Genomic DNA, 18,118 nt, shown 5'->3' on the forward strand with positions numbered 1-18,118 from the left:
GCCTCAGTCTATGAAGCCCGGGAAACAGGGAGGAATCGGTTGGTTCGAACCTACGAAGCGGGTGCGGAGGTGCTGTCGGGCGTTTGCGCCGCCTCTACAAAGGCGGCCGCGATCTTCTGTGCGGTCTGTTCAATCTGCCAGGGGCGGGCTCCGAGTGCTGCCAGCGCATCCCCGATCTCCTCCGCCGTCTCACCGGGGAGATCCCACGCCACGCGGCGGAGGTATTCCGGGGTGAGGAGGTTCTCGGTCGGCATCCCCAACTCCTCGGCGATGGCTTCCACGACAGGGCGCGCGGCCTTGAGCCGCGCATCCGCTTCGGGGTTGCGATCGGCCCATGCGCGCGGGGGAGGAAGCGTATCGCTCGGGACCCGTTCGCGCGGGAGCTCTTCCGATGCCCGCCCATCGACGATCGCCTGCCACCACCTGTCGAGCTGCGTGCGGCTCGCGCGGCCCTGGAACTCCTTGATACCGGCGAGGGCCTGCTTCGACGGCGGGTTGGCCATCACTGCGGCGACGAGTGACCGGTCGGGAACGAGCCGGCCGGGGGAGACATCCTGGTCCTGTGCATACGCTTCGCGGGCCTGCCAGAGCGAACGTGCGACCGCGAGGTTACGAGCCCCGCGCACCTGGTGCAGGCCACTGAGCCGGCGCCAGGGGTCTTCCCTCGGCGGCTTGGGCGCACGGGCCAGAGTGGCGGCGAACTCCTGGGCGGCGTACTCCGTCTTGTTCTGCTCCTCCAGTTCGAGCACGAGAACGTCGCGGACATCGATCAGATGCAGCACGTCGAGCGCGGCGTACTCGAGCCAGGAGTCGGGGAGCGGACGCGTCGACCAGTCGGCCGCCGAGTGCTCCTTCTTCAGCGTGATGCCCAGCGTGTCCTCGACGACGGCGCCGAGTCCGACCCGTTCGTGCCCGAGCAGACGGGACGCGAGTTCGGTGTCGAAGATCACCGGAGGCTCGAGGCGCAGCTCCCGCAGCGAGGGCAGGTCCTGGCTCGCGGCATGCAGAACCCACTCGACGTCGCCGATCGCCTCCTGGAGAGGAGCGAAATCGCCGATGGCCGGCGGGTCGAAGAGGAAGACCCCGGCTTCGCGCCGGAACACCTGCACCAGATAGGCGCGTTGCGAGTAACGGAAGCCGGACGCGCGTTCCACGTCGACGGCCACGGGGCCGGTGCCCGCAGCGAGTACGGCGCAAGCCGCGCGGAACTCCTCAGCATCCGAGATCACGGAGTATTCAGTCACGTACAGCCTTTCGCGCGCCGATCACGGCGATGCCCTCGGAGCCGGGCGGAAGTCCCGCCAGCATTCCGACCAGCTCGGCCCATGCTTCGACGTGCGGTCGGAACGGGCCCTCCGGAGTCCAGGACGCACGCAATTCTATCTGCGCTCCGTCGCCTTCGATGGCGAGCCCGCCGAATCCCTTCGACAGCGTCTTCGTCGACGTCCCCGATTCCGAGTGGTAGACCGCATCCCGCGAATCGAGCGCGTCGACCAGCCACGACCAGGTCACGTCGGCGAGCAGGGGATCGGTGCCGATCTCGGTCTCCAGTGGAGCCTGCGCGAAGATCACGATGCGCCACGAGCCGCCCCAAGCGCCCGGCTCGTCCGGATCGTGCAGCAGGACGAAGCGGCCCGTGCCGTACACCGACTCGCCGTCGCTCTCCGGGCGCACGTCGGCGGCGAGGGCGATGGCGAAGGGTGCGAGACCCTGTGGCGTGGCGATCTCGCGTACCGTGATGTCATCGCGGAACTCGGTCTCGCGCAGTTCGGCCACGGCGCTCTCGAAAGGCGTCCCGGCCTCGGGGTGTGCGGTCACGGCAACAGGCTAGAGTCAGGAAGCGATGAAGAGTCTCAGGCACGCCGTTACGCTCCTTGTCCCCGCGCTGTTCGCCTTCGGGGCAGCGTTCGCTCTCGTCGTGTTCGCGGTCGCCCGACGGGTCGTCACCCCGATGCGCCGACCCACCGATACACAGATCCTCGCGGTCGACACCGGTGCGCAGACCATCGAACTGCAGCGCACTCCCGACACCGAGCTCCCCGGGCGCTACGGCCTGTTCACGACAGGGACGTACGGCTACGTCAAGCTCGGTGCGGTGCTCAGCGCAGACGCCACGACCGTTCGACGCAAGCTGCTCACGCAGATCGAACCCGGTGCGCGCGTGGATCGTGCTGCGGCATTCAGCGGCTACTACTACTCCACTCCGAGCGAGCTGCACCTGCAGTGGGAGAACCTTCTGATCGGCTCTCCCGCCGGCCCGTGTCCGGCCTGGTACTTCCCCGGGTCGTCGTCGACCTGGGTGATCCAGGTGCACGGCCGAGGAGCGACACGGGCGGAGTGCCTGCGCGCCGTGCCGGTCATGCACGCGGCGGGCCTTCCGACCCTGGTGGTGTCCTACCGCAACGATGGTGAGGCTCCCCGAACCAGGGCCGGTGCGTATGCGCTCGGGGCATCGGAGTGGCGTGACGTCGATGCCGCCATCGCGTACGCACTCCGACACGGAGCAGAGCGGGTCATCCTGATGGGCTGGTCGATGGGGGGAGCGGTCTCGCTGCAGGCCGCGGTGAGTTCGGGTCACAGAGACCGCATCGCGGGGATCATCCTCGAGTCCCCTGTCGTCGACTGGCGCACGGTGCTGCGGTTCCAGGCGAAGCTTGCCGGGGTGCGGCCGCCCTTGCCCGAGCTGGCCATGGGGGCGCTGCAGACGCCTCTCACCGCGCGCCTCAGCGGCGCAGACGAGCCGATCCACTTCGATCGCCTGGACATGGTCGCCCGAGCGGACGAACTGACCGCACCGATCCTGATCCTGCACAGCGACGACGACGGCTTCGTGCCCGCGGATTCGTCCCATGCCCTTCAGAATGCGCGCCCCGACCTCGTGACCATGCCGAAGTTCACGGTCGCCCGTCACACGAAGCTGTGGAACTACGACCAGACCGGATGGACCACGGCCATCACGGACTGGCTCGAAGCCACGGGTTTCAGCGCTTCTGCATGACCTGGTTCTTCGCCCGCATCAGCATCCCGGTCATGCCTCCGATCCGCAGCGGCGACACCGCTTTCGTGAGGCCGATCGACTGCGGGTAGTCGTTCGGGATGGCGAGAACCTCGTCGGCGGTGAGACCGGTGAGCCCCTGCACCAGGATGCTGGCGAACCCGCGGGTGGTCGGCGCCTCCGGAGGTGCCGTCGCATGCATGGTGACGATGTCGTCCTGCACCTCGACGTGGATGTACACAGGGGACTGGCACTCCGCGACCCGCTCGTACATCTCGGGATGCGCCGCGACCGCGTCCGAGACGTCCGGGAGCTCGTCCGAGAACTCGAGCAGCAGGAGGAGCCGATCCGACTCCGGGGTCTCCAGGAATCCCTCGCGGATCTCGGCAAGGGTGTCAGGAACGTCGCTCGTGCTCATCCCTGTCATTGTCACACGCTCAGACGGTACCCGGCTCTGAGCCCGTGACGATCGGCACGCGCACTGCGCTTCCCCACTCCGTCCAGGAACCGTCGTAGTTGCGGACGTTCTCGAACCCGAGGAGGTGCTTGAGCACGAACCAGGTGTGGCTCGACCGCTCACCGATACGGCAGTAGGCGACGACGTCGTCGCCGTCATTCAGGCCGGCGCCGTCACGGTAGATCACGTCGAGCTCGGCCCGGGGGCGGAATCCGCCGTCTTCCGCGACCGCCTTCGCCCACGGAACGCTCTGCGCGGTGGGGATGTGTCCCGCCCGCAGCGTCCCCTCCTCGGGGTATGCGGGTGCCGTGGTGCGCTCACCGGAGTACTCCTCGGGGGAGCGCACATCGATCAGAGGGCTGCCGATGTGGGCCAGGACGTCTTCCTTGTACGCGCGGATCACGGAGTCGTCGCGCTCGACCACGGGGTACTCCGTAGCCGGCCGGGAGGTCGCCTCCCGGGTGAGTTCCCGTCCTTCGGCGATCCAGCGGTCACGTCCGCCGTCGAGCAGGCGTACGTCTTCGTGGCCGAACAGCGAGAACACCCAGAGGGCGTAGGCGGCCCACCAGTTGTTCTTGTCGCCGTAGATGACGACCGTGTCGTCGCGGGCGATGCCCTTGCGGCTGAGCAGTTCGGCGAAGCCCTCGCCGTCGACGTAGTCACGCACCACCGGGTCGTTGAGCTCGGTGTGCCAGTCGACCTTCACCGCTCCAGGGATGTGGCCGGTCTCGTAGAGCAGGACGTCTTCATCGGATTCGACCACCACGAGGCCGGGGGTTCCCAGCCGTTCCGCGAGCCACTGCGTGGTCACCAGGCGGCCGGGCTCGGCGTACTCGGCGAACTTGGGGGAGGAGGAATCGAACTCGATGGCCATGGGGTCTCCGAAGCGTTGAGCGGACGAGGGTGCTGCTGCAGACGGCGTAGTGTTGTTCCGTCCCTTCGACGATAGATCCCCGCCGAGCACCCTGCGCCCGATTCGTAAGACTTCGACACAGGTGAGCACCTGATCCAGGACCGTGATGACCGACCCGACCAGCCGCACGGGAATCGTGCACCTCACCGAGCGCCAGCCGACCGTCAGCGGACCCGAGATGCTGGCGAGCCTGGTGCCGCCGCCGCAGTTCGACAGTGCGACGTTCGACAGCTACCGCGCCGACCCCGCCTACCCTTCGCAGGAAGAGGCGAAGGAGACGCTGATGCGCTTCGCCGGACGAGGTGCTCCCGTGAAGCGCGGAGGTCTGTTCAGCCGGGCGAAGAAGGAGCCGGAGCTCAAGCCGGGCGTCTACCTCGACGGCGGATTCGGAGTGGGCAAGACACACCTGCTCGCCTCGATCTACCACGCGATGCCGGCCCGCCGGAAGTACTTCGGCTCGTTCATCGAGTACACGGCCCTCGTCGGCGCGCTCGGCTACAAGAACACCGTCGATCTGCTCAAGGGCGCCGATCTGCTCTGCATCGATGAGTTCGAGCTCGATGACCCGGGCGACACGATGGTCATGACGCGCCTGCTGGGCGAGCTCGTGCCGACCGGCACCAGACTCGCAGCCACCTCGAACACCCCTCCCAACGCACTCGGTGAGGGACGCTTCGCCGCACAGGACTTCCTGCGCGAGATCCATGCCATGTCCGACAGCTTCCAGACACTGCGCATCGACGGCGTCGACTTCCGCCAGCGCGCCCTCGACGGTCATGCCGTCGTGCTCGACGACGACGCCTACGCTGCGGCCGTCGCTGCGGCCGCCGCAACGGGCACCGCGTCTGATGACCGGTTCGACGATCTGATCCGCCATCTGGCACAGGTGCATCCGTCGCGCTACATCCGACTCATCGACGGGCTCGGCGGCGTGGGTGTGCGCGACGTCCGTCAGCTGACCGATCAGTCGGAGGCACTGCGTTTCGTCGCCTTCGTCGACCGTGTGTACGACGCGCAGATCCCGATCCTCGCCACTGGCCTCAGCCTCGATGCGGTGTTCTCCGACGAGATGCTCGCCGGTGGATACCGCAAGAAGTACCTGCGCGCCATCTCCCGACTCAACGCCCTCACGCATTCTGCGTAAGCCCGTAGGCGCGCGTAACGCGATGTTCACGGGCGGAGCCGCGCTGTAACAGCGGGGAAACAAACCTCACGCATTGACGAAACCGCAGGTCGTCACACTGAAGCTCTCAATTACTTCGGATGTGAGGTTTTCCTATGGATGCTCCCGGCAACATCTCGTGGGCGATCACCGCGACAGCGCTGGTGCTGCTCATGACGCCCGGCGTCGCCTTCTTCTACGGCGGTCTCGTCAAGGCGAAGAGCGTCGTCAGCATGATGATGATGAGCTTCGGCTCCATCGGACTCGTCGCCGTGCTGTGGATTCTCTTCGGCTTCTCGATGAGCGCCGTCGACAGCCCGACCGCCTTCGCAGGCAACCCGTTCGCCGACTTCGGCCTCTCGAGCCTGGCCGCAGGCGAGGGCTCGAACGTCGCTCTCCTCGGCGTCGCCTACGGCGCCACGTTCGCCATCATCACCGTCGCCCTGATCTCCGGGGCGATCGCGGACCGCGCGAAGTTCGGCAGCTGGCTGATCTTCGCCGGTATCTTCGCGACGGTCGGGTACTTCCCCGTGGCCGCGTGGGTCTGGGGCGGCGGCTGGATCATGAACCTCGGCACCACGCTCTTCGGTGAGGACAGCGGCATCGGCGTGATCGACTACGCCGGTGGAACCGCGGTGCACATCAATGCGGGTGCTGCGGCCCTGGCCCTGGCTCTGGTCCTCGGCAAGCGCATCGGCTTCCAGAAGGGCATCCTGAAGCCCCACAACGTGCCGCTGACGCTTCTCGGCGCCGCTCTGCTGTGGTTCGGATGGTTCGGCTTCAACGCCGGCGCCGAGTGGCTCGCGGAGGACATGGGCGGTGTGGGACTCATCGGTCTGAACACTCTGGGTGCGACCGCCGCAGCCATCCTCGGCTGGATCCTGGTCGAGAAGATCAAGGACGGCAAGCCCACCTCGGTCGGTGCCGCCTCGGGCGCCGTCGCCGGTCTCGTCGCCATCACCCCGGCATGCGCCAACCTGACTCCGGGATGGGCTCTGCTGCTCGGCGCACTCGCCGGTGTCGTCTGCGCACTCGCCATCGAGCTGAAGTTCCGTCTGGGCTTCGACGACTCGCTCGACGTCGTGGGTATCCACCTCGTCGGCGGCCTCATCGGAACGCTCTACCTCGGGTTCTTCGCCACCGAGACCGGACTGTTCGTCGGTGGGGACGCGCGCCAGCTCGCGGTGCAGCTGATCGCCGCCCTCGGCGTGCTGATCTACTCGTTCGTCGTGGCCTTCATCATCGGCTTCGCCATCCAGAAGACGATCGGCTTCCGCGTCACGAACGAAGACGAGATCGCCGGTGTCGACCAGGTCGTGCACGGCGAGGAGGGCTACGCACTCGCCGACGCGTGATCTGCGGTTAGGGTGACCGTGTGAGCAAGACCAACGGCATCCTGGCAACACTCGCGGAGATCCTGCTCAAGGCAGTGGGCTCCGGCCGGGCGTCTCGGACATCAGGTCCGAGGCGCCCGGACGCGCGTCTACGGACACCCCACGAGCGTCCTGGGACCGCGACCACCGGACCAGATCGCGGAGCCACGCGCGGTACCCAGACCTTCCGCGTTGACCCGGAGCGGATCACGAACCTGCAGGTCGCGTACACGCCGCAGCGGGACGGCGCCCCGGACGCCGGAGAGATCGTCTGGACCTGGGTGCCCTACGAGGAGAACGACGGACGCGGGAAGGATCGTCCCGTTCTGGTGATCGGCCGGGAATCCGTCGATCGCGTGTACGCGGTCCGGATGACCAGCAAACCCCACGACGGCGAGCGGGACTACCTCTCGATCGGCACGGGTACGTGGGACTCTCAGGGTCGAGAGTCCTGGGTCGACGTCGAGCAGCTGTACAGCGTGCACGAGAGAGGACTGCGGCGGGAGGCCGCCGTCCTCGATCGAGGCCGTTACGACCGGGTCGTGGCTGCTCTCACGCGGCGTTACGGCTGGTCCGTCGCGGGCTGAGCGTCGGGAACGACTGCAGCACCATCTCGACGAGCTCGCTCAGCGGCCGGGTCAGCGGATCCGTGGCGGGGAGTCCGGTGTCGAGTTCGATCTCGTCGATGGCTGTGGCGAGCTGCTGTGCCGTGAGGTTCTCGTGGTTCACGGTGACGCCGATGACCTTCGTGTCTGCGAAAGCCTCGATCAGCGTGATCTCACTCGTGACCGTCGGCATCGCGACCATCGGGAAGTCGCCCAGGACCGCACGACCCGGGGCATGCTGCACGATGACGCCTGCGGGTTGGCTTCCGCGGAGGATGTGAGCGGAGGTGATGTACGCGGGGTGGCTGAGCGCACCCTGACCCTCCACGATGATCATGTCGGGGTCTTCGCCCTCGAACGCCGCGACCACCTGGTTCTCGACCTCCCCCGAGCAGAACTGCGGCACGAGGGCGTCGAGCGCGACGCCGTATCTCCCGCCCTGGATGATCGTGGTCTGACCGGTGCCGACCAATACGGCATGGATGCCCTGCTCGTTGAGCGCACGGACGAGGATCGTCGCTGTCGTGCGCTTGCCGATCGCTCCATCCGTACCGAGGATCGCGATACGCGGGCAGGTCACGTCGAAGATGCGTCCGGAGAACAGGTGGAGATCCTTCTTGTCCTTCGGGCGGCGGATGTCGGTGATCGTGACCTGGGCGAGCAGCGCGGCCGCGACGAACTCGGCATCGTCTGTGAGGAACTCGTGCAGGCCGTTGATGATGTGCATCCCGCGGGCGATGCCGTCCAGGAGCACTGTCCGCTGGTCGGCGGAGAGCAGTCCGTCGGCGGGGGCGACGCCGCAGATCAGGTAGTCCGGGACATGGCCGGCGTGCGCGATAGCCGTGGGGAGACCCTCGAGGATCGGGATGTCGTTCGCGCGCCCGTCCAGGAACATTCCGGCATCCGCGCCGGCGTGAGTGCTGTCGATGACGCTGAGGACCTCGTACTTCTCGGAGTGGCGGACCAGGCCGTTGGCGGTCTTGCCGTCCTGCTCGCCGAACTGGCCTTCGCAGTAGACGATCGCCGTCGTCCCCGCGGGGAGGGCGATGGGCGCAGCCCACGCGTGCGCGGGGTCGATGAAGGACGGGATTGACGGGGTGGGCATGACGCTCCTCGGGCTCACACAGAGGAGGCGACGGAGAACGAAATGACCGATGAGGCCCGTTGGTCGACGAGAAGTCTTCCCTGATGCCGACAAGATGCCGACATCTTCACCGTAGCAGTGCTGTCTGGGACCGGGCCGCGAGGAAGTGCAGGGCCGGTCCGGTGCCGGACCGGCCGGAACACCTCGATTTCCGATCGACGCATGAAGGAGGGCAATCCGATCGGACGTGTGCTTCGAACCATCGGTGAGTCGCGAAAAGCGGCGCCACCCAAGGAGGAATCATGCGTTTCATCCCCACCAAGGTCCACGGAGTCCTCGACTACATCGTCGGCATCGCGCTCATCGCCGCCCCCTGGCTGTTCGGCTTCGCGAGTGTCGGCGGAGCAGCGGTCATCATCCCGATCGTGCTCGGCGTCGGGCTGATCGTCTACAGCCTCTTCACGAAGTACGAGTGGGGCCCCTTCGGCTTCATCCCGATGCCCGTCCACCTCGTGTTCGACATCGTCGCCAGCCTCTTCCTGGCGCTCTCGCCGTGGATCTTCGGATTCGCCGGTGAGGCGCTCAACGTCTGGCTCCCGCACGTCGTCGTCGGAGTCGCCGTGATCGTCGTGGTGCTGTTCTCCCAGCCGCAGCCCGCGACCGCCCGGGGACGCGCCGCAACGGCCTGACCCCACCCCCGGACGCGGTGCCGGGCGACTGGACTTCCCGAAGCAGTCGCCCGGCATCGTCATGTCGGGGCTAGTCGCGTGTGCTTTCGACGCCGCGGAGCGTCTCGCTCAACCAGCGGCCGCAGAGCCGCCAGGGATCGCCCTCCCGCTGGAGCGCGGCGACGTGGGTGCGGAGCTCATCCGTGAAGGTGAACCATTCGCCTCCTTCACGGATGCTGGCGAAGTCCCTGTGGCGTTGCTGCTCGACAGCTCGCCCTCCGCGCTCGAAGGCGAGGAGCTCTTCATGCCGGATGTTCGCCAGTCGCTGCCGCGGACGGCGGCTCGTGCCGATCTTCACGCGGCGGTGGAAGCGGATGTAGTAGACGACATCGACCCGGGGGAGAGGCAGGTCGGTATCGGGGGCATCACCGTACCGCCAACCGCAGGAGCTGCAGCACAGGGCGCCGTCTCGGCGGACACCTCGCGCGTTCCCGCAGAGGGCGCACGGACCCGGCAGTGTGAGTTCGGACGACACCGTGGCAGGCTACGCGCCCCCTCGGACACCCGCGCTCTTCACCCTGGGGCGCGACGTGCGTAGGGTCGAGTCCATCGGCGGAGGGAACGAGGATGATGGCGGCGGTGCGGATGATGAAGGCGTCGCTCGCGCTGTGGCTCGGCGCGATCGCACTCGTTGCGTGCGCGCCGCCGGCCGTCACGCCGACGACTCCCACGCCACCGGGTCCGACGCGCCCTGCGGAGTCCGGAGACATGCTAGCGGGAGAGGTCACGACGATCGCGGAGGGTCTGGCGGCTCCCTGGTCCATCGCCTTCTCCGGAGACGTCGCGTTGATCAGTGAACGCGACACCGCCCGCATCGTCGAGGTCTCGGACGAGGGGGCGCTGCGTGAGGTCGGCGTGGTTCCCGGCGTCGAGCCGCGCGGCGAGGGCGGGCTCCTCGGCATCGCCGTACGGGATGCGTGGCTGTACGCGTACTCGACGGCCGCCGACGAGAACAGGGTGCAGCGTTTCGCCCTGTCGGGGCTGCCGGGGGCGATGGAGCTCGGCCGATCGGAGACGATCCTCTCCGATCTCCCGGCCGCCGGGAACCACAACGGCGGACGGATCGCCTTCGGCCCCGACGGCATGCTCTACGTCACGGTCGGAGACGCAGGAGATCGCGATGGCGCACAGGGCCTGGAGTCGCTGGCAGGGAAGATCCTCCGCATCACGCCCGACGGGGAGATCCCGGAGGACAATCCTGTTGCCGGATCAGCCGTCTACAGCTTCGGACACCGGAACCCGCAGGGACTCGCGTGGGATGAGGATGGAACCCTGTATGCGAGTGAGTTCGGTCAGGACACCTGGGACGAACTGAACGTGATCGAGCCCGGTGGCAACTACGGGTGGCCGACGGTCGAGGGCATCGCCGATCGGGAGGAGTTCGTCGATCCGATCCAGCAGTGGCCGCCGGACATCGCGAGTCCGAGCGGCATCGCGATCGCGTCGGGATCGATCTTCATTGCGAACCTCCGAGGGGAGCGGCTCCGGGAAGCGCCGCTCTCCGCTCTCCGCATCGCCGAGGAGCACTTGGTCGGCGCGCTCGGGAGGCTGCGCGACGTCGCGGTCGCTCCCGACGGGGCGCTCTGGATCCTCACGAACAACACGGACGGGCGTGGTGATCCGCGCGAAGGCGACGACCGCGTCGTCCGTGTCCAGATCGAGTAGCGCGGCGGTTGGCGCCGACCTCACTCTTCGGGAATCTCGCGCCCGAACGCCTCGAGCGTGATGGCCTCAGGCTCAGGTCCACCGCGCACACCGGAGTCGAGATCGTCGATGCGACCGATCTCGTCGGTGCTGAGCACGAAGTCGAAGACGTCGAAGTTCTCGGCGATGCGAGCGGGCGTGACGGACTTCGGAATGGCCTGGACGCCGTTCTGGAGATGCCAGCGCAACATCACCTGAGCGGTCGTCTTGCCGTGCGCCTCGGCGATCGCACGGATCACGGGGTCGTTGAACGTGCTTCGGGACTCGTCCCCTCGGTAAGACGTGATGCCGCCGATCGGCGACCATGCCTGGGTGAGGATGCCGTGCTCCGTGCCGAGCCGCTGCAGCGGCTTCTGCGAGAAGTACGGGTGCACCTCGATCTGGTTCACCGCCGGCACGATGGTGGTCTCCGCGAGCAGCCGTTCGAGATGGGGCACCATGAAGTTGCTCACGCCGATCGCTCGTGCCTTGCCCTCCGCGAGCAGGGCCTCGAGAGCCCTGTAGGCGCTGATGGTGCGATCGAACTCTCCGGGGAGGGCCTGGTGGAGGATGAAGAGGTCGATCACGTCGACCTGCAGCTTGCGGACGCTCTTCTCCCACGCGTGGAGCGTCTCCGAATACCCGTAGTCGGAGATCCAGACCTTCGTCTCGAGGAAGACCTCGTCGCGGCGGAGACCCGACGCCCGGAGCGCGTCGCCCACGCCGCGTTCGTTCCCATAGGCCGCCGCGGTGTCGATGAGTCGGTATCCGACCTCCAGAGCGGAAGCGACGGCGTCCGCCGTCTCGGCGGGGGGAGTCTGGAAGACGCCGAAACCCAGTGCGGGCATCGCGACCCCGTTGTTCAAGGTGAGGTGAGTGGTCATCACTCGACGTTATGCCCGGTCGTCAGAGCGTGGGAGGTACGGTCAGTACCCGGCAGACCCCGCACAGACGGTTCGTCTATGCCTGCGCGGGGTCTTCGATCGTCAGATGATGTCGCGTCCTTCGCGTTTCGCTTCCTTGGCATCCTTCACGAATGCGCGGATCACGACGGCGAGCACGCCGACGACGATGATCGGCCACACCAGCACGTAGGCGGTCAACAGCAGGGTCTCCATCAGGCGTCCTTTCCGGCGAGCGTGTTGTCGCCCTTCACATCGGCTGTCGGCGCGACCGCCACGGTGTCGAAGCGGCCGGTGCGTTCCTTGATCAGATCGAAGTCGAATCTCCTCGTCCTGTTCATCATCGTGAGGCCGACGCAGACGAGCGTGCTCACCGCGTAGGCCACCAGCGAGCCCGACAGCACCGGATACTCGTGGAGGAAGCCGATCGCGAACGGAGCCGATATGACGGTGGCGAGCCCACCGACGATCAGTGCCACCCGCAGGCCGAAGAAGCCGAACGACATCAGAGCGAGGACCACCCCGATCCCGATGACCGACAGGATGTCACTCACGAGCCCCCAGCCGCCGGACAGGGAGATCCACTCGAATCGCACCGGCAGGAACGCGGCGAGGGCGGCGATCACGGCGATGCTGAACGCGGAGTTCGTGACGCGATCCCAGTAGAAGCTCGCGATGACGGGGAACACGAGCGCTCCCCACATCGCGCCGACGAAGACCAGCAGGTCGAGGATGTTGAACTGCATCGACGCGAAGCAGAGCGCTGCGGCCGTCGCGCCGATCATCGTGAGTCGGCCGACGAGCAGCATCGTCTTCGGGTTCGCGTTCTTCTTCCCCGCGATGTTCTGGCCGTAGACGTCAGCCATCATGATCGACGAGAGCGCTGTCATATCGGCATCCGCGGTGGAGGACAGCGATCCGATGATCATGACGAAGAACACGCAGATCAGGATCGGCGGCAGATAGGTCGACGCCATCTGCGGGATCAGGTTGTTCACGTCGCCGTCCATGGGCTGGACTCCCGCGTACAGGGCGAGCACGCCCAGCATGCCGATGCCGATGATCGATGCGCCATAACCGAAGGTCGCCGTGACGAAGGTCTTCTTGATCAAGTCTTCGCGAACCGCGAAGAGCCGCTGTGCGATGGTCTGGTTCCCGATGGCGTAGGCGAGCACGGCAGCGATGTACGGCGCTCCCTGGTTGAAGAAGGCATCCGAGGAGAAGAAGTCTCGCTGCTGCGGAGTGAGGTTCGACGCGCCCGTGACGAACAATTCAGGTCCCCCCGCGGCGAAGAAGATCACCGGGACGATGATCGCGACCGCTCCCAGCATGGCGATGACCTGCGCGAAGTCGGTCAGCACGGAGGCCCGGAACCCCGACCACAGCGTGTAGGCCAGAACGCCGATCGCGATGGCGACGATGCCCTGCGTGAACGTGAACGGTGACAGCATCGCGACCAGTGCTCCGCCGGCGATCAGGTTCGACGTGAGGCTGATGAGGCTCCCGAGCACGTTGGAGCCGGCGAGCATGAGCTGGCTCGAGCGCCCGTGGCGGGCGAACATCACTTCGGCGATCGTGTGCGCGTGGGGCGCGACCTTGCGGATGCGTCGACCGAAGGGGTAGATGAGCAGGATCATCAGCGCGCCCCAGAGGCCGTAGTGGATGGGCCCGGAGATGCCGTAGGTGTATCCGGATGTCGCAGAGGCGTACATCGAGGATGCCCAGATCCAGGTGGCCGTCATCGACGCGGCCGAGATACCGAAGCCGATCTTGCCGCCGCCGGTCATGTATCCGTCGGCGTTCTCCTTTCTTCGGGAGATGCGGATGGACATGTAGAGGCTGCCGCCGAAGAACAGCAGCATGAGCAGGACCACGATCGGGCCTGACAGTGTGGTGAATTCTTCCACCGGGTACTCGCTTTCTCGTCGTGATGCGGCGTTGCCGCGTGTCGATGGAGAACGAGTCCCGCTAGGTGGGGGAGTACTGCGTCGTCTGGTGTTGGGGATTGCGGGGGCTGCGGTAAGCGGTCGACATGGCGAGAACGAACCTGGACCACTGAGGCGCATCGCAGCACACAGACGAGTGGCCCGGGGTGCGGCTCCTTTCGGGACGGCCGTTTCCGGGCGCACCGAACAGCAGTGCATCCTCGAACGGGATTCGTGGATCGCGTCGGTGAGCCTCCGGGCATCTGACGCCTGAGATCACCGTGAACGCGTGACCATCGCTCCGGGGGATGAGCGTCTTTCGACCATAGCAAGTTCTCAGGAAACTCGCGGGGCACGTGATGAGAGAACAAGAAAGCCCCCGGGCAGACCGGGGGCTGGATGGTGGGCGATACCGGACTCGAACCGATGACCTCTTCCGTGTGAAGGAAGCGCGCTACCAACTGCGCCAATCGCCCATACCTCTGGGGTACGTCAACCGATACTACCGGACGCTACGGGGCGGTGAAGACCACTCAGCGAGACACGCGCGAGATTCGCTGCCGGTTTGGCGGAGTGCGGATCTTCGGCTAATGTTTCATGAGTGCCCGGGACAACCGGGAACGAAATGCGGATGTAGCGCAGTTGGTAGCGCACAACCTTGCCAAGGTTGGGGTCGCGAGTTCGAGTCTCGTCATCCGCTCGAGTGCAGCAGGTCTTCTCAGGAAGGCGTGCAGCACGTGGGGTCAATCCACACGGTGGCGTGGCCGAGCGGCTAGGCACCGGCCTGCAAAGCCGTTTACACGGGTTCGAATCCCGTCGCCACCTCACGGGAAAACTGAATAGCCCCAACGGGCGCGATTGGCGCAGCGGTAGCGCGCTTCCCTGACACGGAAGAGGTCACTGGTTCGATCCCAGTATCGCGCACAGATAAAAACCCCGGTTCAGCCGGGGTTTTTGCATTCCCCGGTCTGGCGAGTGTCACCCGCGTGCAACCTACGTGCAATCCAGCGGGCATTCAGAACACTTCGACGTGCTCCACGTCGATCAGCGGAGCGTCCCGCGGCCCCGCGGTGTGAGGCTCGATCCAGACGACTTCGTGCGTCTTCGTGGACGGGTGCCATTGACGTCGGCTGTGACCGCGCACGGTCCATCGATGGTCGGGAGTGCGCCTCGCGGTCGCCGGGCCTCGGCTCTCACCTTCGCCGGTCGGACGGTAGACCATGACGACATCCGGTCGGCCCCGCACGGTCGCGCCCGAACGCTCGTTAGGAGTAGTGCGGGCGGAGCGCGCCGCGCCGAGGTCACGGGTGCGGGCCGACGCCAGCCGATGGAGCAACCGGGGTGCGTCGCGGTCGAGAGCGCTGACCGGATGCACCCGCACGTTCGGGGCGGCGAGTGAGAGCGCGCGCCACGTCGGCACCGCGCATTCTCCGCCCGCCCACATCAGTAGTTGCTCGGTGTCGGCGAGGTACGCAACGCCGGAATCGCTCGGAGGGAGCGCGTCGGGTCGCGTGGGCTCATCGAACTCGCCGAGTGCGTCGGCGCGGAGGTAGAAGAATCGTCGCCCGGCGGTCGCGTCTTTCAGTAGGCGGAACATGCGCGCTGACGGTGCGGCGCTCGCAAGGAGAGTCGTCGCGGCGTCGAGGTTCCTGGGCATGGCGCGCGGCGTCCATTCGAGTCGCGACAGGTCGCCGAGAGCCGACGAGTGGAGCGTGATTAGGAACGATTCGCCCTCGCGTGCCCAGCGCTGACGAATGCGCCGCGCCACGGGCACCTGAATGGTGGACGACGGAGACTTCACGAACTCGCCATCGGAGCGGAGGAACTTCAACAGCACTTTGCTGTCGATGCCGAGTTCGTGAGCCACTTCGTGCACGCGCGGTTTGCCCATGCCGCGCACTCTATCGGGCTCGGAGACGCACGCCGCCGAACGTGCCGACGAGGCCGGATACGCGTCCGTAGTCGCCGCATGCTTCGCGGACGGCGAGCGGGCAGGCCGCGCACGTGCTCGGGCGGACGGTCGCGGGGTCGAGGCCATCGCACGGGACACGCTCGCCGCGTTCGGTGGCGCGGAGGAGGGCGATGCCGAGCGTCCGGGCTTCGTCGTTCCCGCGGTACGTGGAGAGGCGCGGTTCGCTCGGGTCGCCCACGGGCTCAGTAGTCCGCCCGTGCGAGGAGCATCCGCAGGCCGTCGAGGTCGAGATGCGCCCACGGTTCCGTGTTCGGGTGCTCGTGGCCTGAGACGGCCCAGCCGTGCACGCCGTCGAGGTCGGGCTCGTGCGGCACGCGGCGGCGCATCGCACGGTCGCCGTCGATGAGGTCGAGCACCGCGGAGGACATCGAGTCGCCGAACTCGCGGGCGCGTTCGCATGTCGGGCAGAGGTGCGCTTGCATCGGGCGTCCGACGCCGCCGAGGCTCACCGGGCTCAGATCGTGCGGCGTCCACGGCTTCGCGGTGCGCTTCGCCAGGACAGTGCCGAGCCCGCACCACGCACAGCCGCCGGTCGGGCAGGCAACGGGGCGAGGCGGCATGCGGTCGGCGAGGTGGTCACCGTACTCGTGGCGAATGTCCGCGAGGAGGTCCGGGCTCACATGGAGCCACGGCTCTACGGCGGCTGTCCCGCGGCGTGCGTCCTCCTCCCGAACGGGCGCGAACCGCCGGTGCCAGGATGCGGCGGCTCCGCGCGAGGAGAGCCGGTTGAGGAGCGAGAGGAGGCCGTCGGCGCTGTACGTCGCGGCGGGCGTCGCGCCGATGGCGGCGAGCGCTCGGAAGGCCGAGGCGATGCGGTGCTGTCCGATACTCGGTGAGCCGATCATGCGGCGGATGCTGGGGTGCGTGTCCAGAGTGCGGGCGGCGTGTGCATCGAGGTCGGCGCACGCGGGGCACTGTCCGAACGTGACTTCGGACAGTCCTTCGATCAGCCGCCCGCGGGGGTCCATCCTCCCGGTGACGGTGAACGTCGTCCGGGGCGCGTCGGGGCCGCACGGGGTGCCGCAGTCCTTGCATGCGATGTGTTCGGCGTCGGGCAGGTGGCGGATGCCGAGGGGGAGGGGGCGGGTGTCGGGCTTGGTGGTCGTGGTCATGGTGGGGCTCTCTCAGAATCGGCGGAGTTCGTCGGGGGTTAGGTCTTGCCAGCCGAGGGTGCGGGGCGCTTTGGGCTCGGGTGGCGTCTCGGCGGGTTTCGGTGCGGGGGGCGGCGTAGGTGCGGCGGCGCGGCGGCGGGCGGCGCGGGCTCGCTTCGCTTCGGCCTCACGCTCCGCGCGCTCTTGCTCGGCGCGGCGCTCCGCGGCGGCGGCGAGTTCGGCGCGGAGAAGCGCATGCGACCACGATTCGCCGCGGTACCGACGCTCAGGCATGGCGGGGCCGTCGGTCGAGGCGGTCGCCGCACACGGCGTGCGCGCCGCGGAAGCAGTACGCGCCGGGGGCGGCGTGATGCTCGGGGCACGAGATGGCGAGGGCGGCGGGCATGACCGCGCTTCGGCTGAGTTCGCTCGCGAGCCTCGCGACGGCGGCGGCGTCCGGCGTGCGGTCGTGTCCGAGGTCGAGGGCCGCGAGGCTTCGGCTCTTGCCCTGGTATCGGCCTGACACGATTTCGCGGTACGCCGTTTCGGTCTGGTCGCGGCGGTCGTCGGAGATGTGGCCGGGGTGGCGGGCGAGGTGGATGCGCTCACGGTCGTTGTCAGCGGTGCGGTGGCTCATGGTCGGCTCCAGTCGTAGGCGGTGTGGTTCTCGGGGATCGTGGCGAGGGCATCGGCATGTGCTTCGGCGGCAAGGAGTTCGGCGGCGGCGGTGAGGCCGGGCACGGCGCGCTCACGGGTCGCCTGGGCGCCGAGCGTCGGCGTTGTCGGTGGTTGGGTGTACACGTTCATGCCGGTGATCGGTCGGGCGGAACGGCGGGCCTCGGCGAGTGCCAGGCGTTCGCGAACGTCGGCGACGTGAGCCACGCGGGCGGCGGCACGGTCGGCGGCGACGCGCTCCGCGGTCACGACACGCGCCCGTGCCTCGCGCTCGGCGAGGGTCGGCGGTGTGCGACGGGTCATCGCCATGACAGTCCCCATGACGACACGGGCCGGTGAGCGCGCACGAGTTCTTCGAGCGCCGCCTGCGCGAGGGCGCGGCGTTCCTCGGGCGTGGCACCGGGTGGGTACGGCGATGGCGTGTCGATGCCCAGCCTCTCGCGCTTTGCTTTCAGGGCGGCGAGCGCGGTTAGGGCTTCTTCGACGCTCCCGTGAGGGCGCGTCGGGATGCCGAGGGCGGCGCGGATACGTTCGGGGTCCATGCTCGGGCGGA

General features: G+C 67.6%; 21 protein-coding genes and 4 tRNA genes. 9 read left to right on the top strand and 16 right to left on the bottom strand.

Annotated elements, in window-relative coordinates:
* Positions 1–50: 50 nt before the first annotated feature.
* Together MOX01_RS10045 and MOX01_RS10050 are read right to left on the bottom strand one after the other, a co-directional pair.
* A complete protein-coding gene (locus tag MOX01_RS10045; protein ID WP_061018750.1) occupies positions 51–1,244 on the bottom strand; it encodes a ribonuclease D in 1,194 nt (397 codons plus the stop codon).
* On the bottom strand, positions 1,237–1,818 hold the full coding sequence (locus tag MOX01_RS10050; RefSeq protein WP_058631752.1) for a DUF3000 domain-containing protein: 582 nt from the start codon (positions 1,816–1,818) through the stop codon (positions 1,237–1,239). The genes MOX01_RS10045 and MOX01_RS10050 overlap by 8 nt, the downstream gene beginning before the upstream one ends.
* 25 nt (positions 1,819–1,843) lie before the next feature.
* Between MOX01_RS10050 and MOX01_RS10055 the strand changes: the two genes are divergently transcribed.
* Positions 1,844–2,998, top strand: a complete 1,155-nt coding sequence (locus MOX01_RS10055) for an alpha/beta hydrolase family protein (protein ID WP_141369485.1) — start codon at positions 1,844–1,846, stop codon at positions 2,996–2,998.
* Here MOX01_RS10055 and MOX01_RS10060 read toward each other — a convergent pair.
* A complete protein-coding gene (locus MOX01_RS10060; RefSeq protein ID WP_046747198.1) occupies positions 2,982–3,413 on the bottom strand; it encodes a SufE family protein in 432 nt (143 codons plus the stop codon). The genes MOX01_RS10055 and MOX01_RS10060 overlap by 17 nt on opposite strands.
* A gap of 19 nt (positions 3,414–3,432) precedes the next feature.
* Positions 3,433–4,326, bottom strand: coding sequence for a sulfurtransferase (locus tag MOX01_RS10065; RefSeq protein ID WP_046747197.1), 894 nt, complete (start codon positions 4,324–4,326; stop codon positions 3,433–3,435).
* A 145-nt stretch (positions 4,327–4,471) separates the two neighbouring features.
* Here MOX01_RS10065 and zapE point away from each other — a divergent pair, with 145 nt between their 5' ends.
* The 3 genes from zapE (at position 4,472) to MOX01_RS10080 (ending at position 7,487) form a co-directional block, all read left to right on the top strand.
* Positions 4,472–5,509, top strand: a complete 1,038-nt coding sequence (gene zapE, locus MOX01_RS10070; RefSeq protein ID WP_046747196.1) for a cell division protein ZapE — start codon at positions 4,472–4,474, stop codon at positions 5,507–5,509.
* 134 nt (positions 5,510–5,643) lie between these two features.
* Entirely contained in the window at positions 5,644–6,882 is a 1,239-nt protein-coding gene (locus MOX01_RS10075; protein WP_046747195.1) for an ammonium transporter, read from the top strand.
* A gap of 20 nt (positions 6,883–6,902) precedes the next feature.
* Positions 6,903–7,487 (top strand): type II toxin-antitoxin system PemK/MazF family toxin, encoded by a 585-nt coding sequence (locus MOX01_RS10080; protein WP_046747194.1) that lies wholly within the window; start codon positions 6,903–6,905, stop codon positions 7,485–7,487.
* On the opposite strand, the gene MOX01_RS10085 is transcribed toward MOX01_RS10080, so the two are convergent.
* On the bottom strand, positions 7,453–8,610 hold the full coding sequence (locus tag MOX01_RS10085; protein WP_174799769.1) for an N-acetyltransferase DgcN family protein: 1,158 nt from the start codon (positions 8,608–8,610) through the stop codon (positions 7,453–7,455). The genes MOX01_RS10080 and MOX01_RS10085 overlap by 35 nt on opposite strands.
* Positions 8,611–8,891: 281 nt before the next feature.
* Here MOX01_RS10085 and MOX01_RS10090 point away from each other — a divergent pair, with 281 nt between their 5' ends.
* Positions 8,892–9,278 carry an SPW repeat domain-containing protein gene (locus tag MOX01_RS10090; RefSeq protein WP_058631749.1) on the top strand — a complete coding sequence of 129 codons (387 nt, stop codon included), beginning with the start codon at positions 8,892–8,894 and terminating at the stop codon, positions 9,276–9,278.
* 70 nt (positions 9,279–9,348) lie between these two features.
* Here MOX01_RS10090 and MOX01_RS10095 read toward each other — a convergent pair whose 3' ends face one another.
* On the bottom strand, positions 9,349–9,792 hold the full coding sequence (locus MOX01_RS10095) for a GIY-YIG nuclease family protein (RefSeq protein WP_141369487.1): 444 nt from the start codon (positions 9,790–9,792) through the stop codon (positions 9,349–9,351).
* A 92-nt stretch (positions 9,793–9,884) separates the two neighbouring features.
* On the opposite strand from MOX01_RS10095, the gene MOX01_RS10100 reads away from it, so the two are divergent.
* The gene (locus tag MOX01_RS10100) at positions 9,885–10,982 is read left to right on the top strand and encodes a PQQ-dependent sugar dehydrogenase (protein WP_174799770.1); all 1,098 of its coding nucleotides are present in this window, start codon (positions 9,885–9,887) and stop codon (positions 10,980–10,982) included.
* A 20-nt stretch (positions 10,983–11,002) separates the two neighbouring features.
* Here MOX01_RS10100 and MOX01_RS10105 read toward each other — a convergent pair whose 3' ends face one another.
* The 4 genes from MOX01_RS10105 to MOX01_RS10115 form a co-directional block, all read right to left on the bottom strand.
* Positions 11,003–11,884, bottom strand: coding sequence for an aldo/keto reductase (locus tag MOX01_RS10105; RefSeq protein WP_141369489.1), 882 nt, complete (start codon positions 11,882–11,884; stop codon positions 11,003–11,005).
* Positions 11,885–11,986: 102 nt separating this feature from the next.
* Positions 11,987–12,118 (bottom strand): putative transporter small subunit, encoded by a 132-nt coding sequence (locus tag MOX01_RS19300; protein WP_211368750.1) that lies wholly within the window; start codon positions 12,116–12,118, stop codon positions 11,987–11,989.
* Positions 12,118–13,764 carry a sodium:solute symporter family protein gene (locus tag MOX01_RS10110; protein WP_141369686.1) on the bottom strand — a complete coding sequence of 549 codons (1,647 nt, stop codon included), beginning with the start codon at positions 13,762–13,764 and terminating at the stop codon, positions 12,118–12,120. The genes MOX01_RS19300 and MOX01_RS10110 overlap by 1 nt, the downstream gene beginning before the upstream one ends.
* Positions 13,765–14,227: 463 nt before the next feature.
* Positions 14,228–14,303, bottom strand: a tRNA-Val gene (locus MOX01_RS10115).
* Positions 14,304–14,454: 151 nt separating this feature from the next.
* Between MOX01_RS10115 and MOX01_RS10120 the strand changes: the two genes are divergently transcribed.
* The 3 genes from MOX01_RS10120 to MOX01_RS10130 all read left to right on the top strand — a co-directional run bounded on the left by MOX01_RS10120 (position 14,455) and on the right by MOX01_RS10130 (position 14,751).
* Positions 14,455–14,527, top strand: a tRNA-Gly gene (locus MOX01_RS10120).
* A gap of 54 nt (positions 14,528–14,581) precedes the next feature.
* Positions 14,582–14,652 (top strand) — tRNA-Cys (locus MOX01_RS10125).
* Between the two features lie 27 nt (positions 14,653–14,679).
* Positions 14,680–14,751, top strand: a tRNA-Val gene (locus tag MOX01_RS10130).
* A 91-nt stretch (positions 14,752–14,842) separates the two neighbouring features.
* Here the strand turns inward: MOX01_RS10130 and MOX01_RS19305 are convergent.
* The 6 genes from MOX01_RS19305 to MOX01_RS10160 all read right to left on the bottom strand — a co-directional run bounded on the left by MOX01_RS19305 (position 14,843) and on the right by MOX01_RS10160 (position 18,107).
* Positions 14,843–15,718, bottom strand: coding sequence for a translation initiation factor IF-2 N-terminal domain-containing protein (locus tag MOX01_RS19305; RefSeq protein WP_211368747.1), 876 nt, complete (start codon positions 15,716–15,718; stop codon positions 14,843–14,845).
* Positions 15,719–15,728: 10 nt separating this feature from the next.
* A complete protein-coding gene (locus MOX01_RS10140; protein ID WP_141369491.1) occupies positions 15,729–15,977 on the bottom strand; it encodes a hypothetical protein in 249 nt (82 codons plus the stop codon).
* Positions 15,978–15,981: 4 nt separating this feature from the next.
* On the bottom strand, positions 15,982–16,911 hold the full coding sequence (locus MOX01_RS10145; protein ID WP_141369493.1) for a hypothetical protein: 930 nt from the start codon (positions 16,909–16,911) through the stop codon (positions 15,982–15,984).
* Positions 16,912–17,176: 265 nt separating this feature from the next.
* Positions 17,177–17,527: a hypothetical protein gene (locus tag MOX01_RS10150; RefSeq protein WP_141369495.1), complete on the bottom strand. Its 351-nt coding sequence runs from the start codon at positions 17,525–17,527 to the stop codon at positions 17,177–17,179.
* Positions 17,524–17,868, bottom strand: coding sequence for a hypothetical protein (locus MOX01_RS10155; protein ID WP_141369497.1), 345 nt, complete (start codon positions 17,866–17,868; stop codon positions 17,524–17,526). Before MOX01_RS10155 ends, MOX01_RS10150 begins: the two co-directional genes overlap by 4 nt.
* Positions 17,865–18,107: a hypothetical protein gene (locus MOX01_RS10160; protein WP_141369499.1), complete on the bottom strand. Its 243-nt coding sequence runs from the start codon at positions 18,105–18,107 to the stop codon at positions 17,865–17,867. Before MOX01_RS10160 ends, MOX01_RS10155 begins: the two co-directional genes overlap by 4 nt.
* Positions 18,108–18,118 lie beyond the last annotated feature (11 nt).

The organism is Microbacterium oxydans, assembly GCF_006540085.1.
Classification (GTDB): Bacteria; Actinomycetota; Actinomycetes; order Actinomycetales; family Microbacteriaceae; genus Microbacterium; species Microbacterium oxydans.

Bases quoted from the DNA above. Each gene is read 5' to 3' on its own strand.
- MOX01_RS10150 (WP_141369495.1), bottom strand. From the start codon at position 17,527: ATGAGCCACCGCACCGCTGACAACGACCGTGAGCGCATCCACCTCGCC.
- MOX01_RS19300 (WP_211368750.1), bottom strand. From the start codon at position 12,118: ATGGAGACCCTGCTGTTGACCGCCTACGTGCTGGTGTGGCCGATCATC.
- zapE (WP_046747196.1), top strand. From the start codon at position 4,472: ATGACCGACCCGACCAGCCGCACGGGAATCGTGCACCTCACCGAGCGC.
- MOX01_RS10090 (WP_058631749.1), top strand. From the start codon at position 8,892: ATGCGTTTCATCCCCACCAAGGTCCACGGAGTCCTCGACTACATCGTC.
- MOX01_RS10100 (WP_174799770.1), top strand. From the start codon at position 9,885: ATGATGGCGGCGGTGCGGATGATGAAGGCGTCGCTCGCGCTGTGGCTC.
- MOX01_RS10060 (WP_046747198.1), bottom strand. From the start codon at position 3,413: ATGAGCACGAGCGACGTTCCTGACACCCTTGCCGAGATCCGCGAGGGA.
- MOX01_RS10055 (WP_141369485.1), top strand. From the start codon at position 1,844: ATGAAGAGTCTCAGGCACGCCGTTACGCTCCTTGTCCCCGCGCTGTTC.
- MOX01_RS10145 (WP_141369493.1), bottom strand. From the start codon at position 16,911: ATGACCACGACCACCAAGCCCGACACCCGCCCCCTCCCCCTCGGCATC.
- MOX01_RS10075 (WP_046747195.1), top strand. From the start codon at position 5,644: ATGGATGCTCCCGGCAACATCTCGTGGGCGATCACCGCGACAGCGCTG.
- MOX01_RS19305 (WP_211368747.1), bottom strand. From the start codon at position 15,718: ATGGGCAAACCGCGCGTGCACGAAGTGGCTCACGAACTCGGCATCGAC.
- MOX01_RS10065 (WP_046747197.1), bottom strand. From the start codon at position 4,326: ATGGCCATCGAGTTCGATTCCTCCTCCCCCAAGTTCGCCGAGTACGCC.
- MOX01_RS10085 (WP_174799769.1), bottom strand. From the start codon at position 8,610: ATGCCCACCCCGTCAATCCCGTCCTTCATCGACCCCGCGCACGCGTGG.
- MOX01_RS10105 (WP_141369489.1), bottom strand. From the start codon at position 11,884: ATGACCACTCACCTCACCTTGAACAACGGGGTCGCGATGCCCGCACTG.
- MOX01_RS10160 (WP_141369499.1), bottom strand. From the start codon at position 18,107: ATGGACCCCGAACGTATCCGCGCCGCCCTCGGCATCCCGACGCGCCCT.
- MOX01_RS10110 (WP_141369686.1), bottom strand. From the start codon at position 13,764: ATGCTGCTGTTCTTCGGCGGCAGCCTCTACATGTCCATCCGCATCTCC.
- MOX01_RS10155 (WP_141369497.1), bottom strand. From the start codon at position 17,868: ATGACCCGTCGCACACCGCCGACCCTCGCCGAGCGCGAGGCACGGGCG.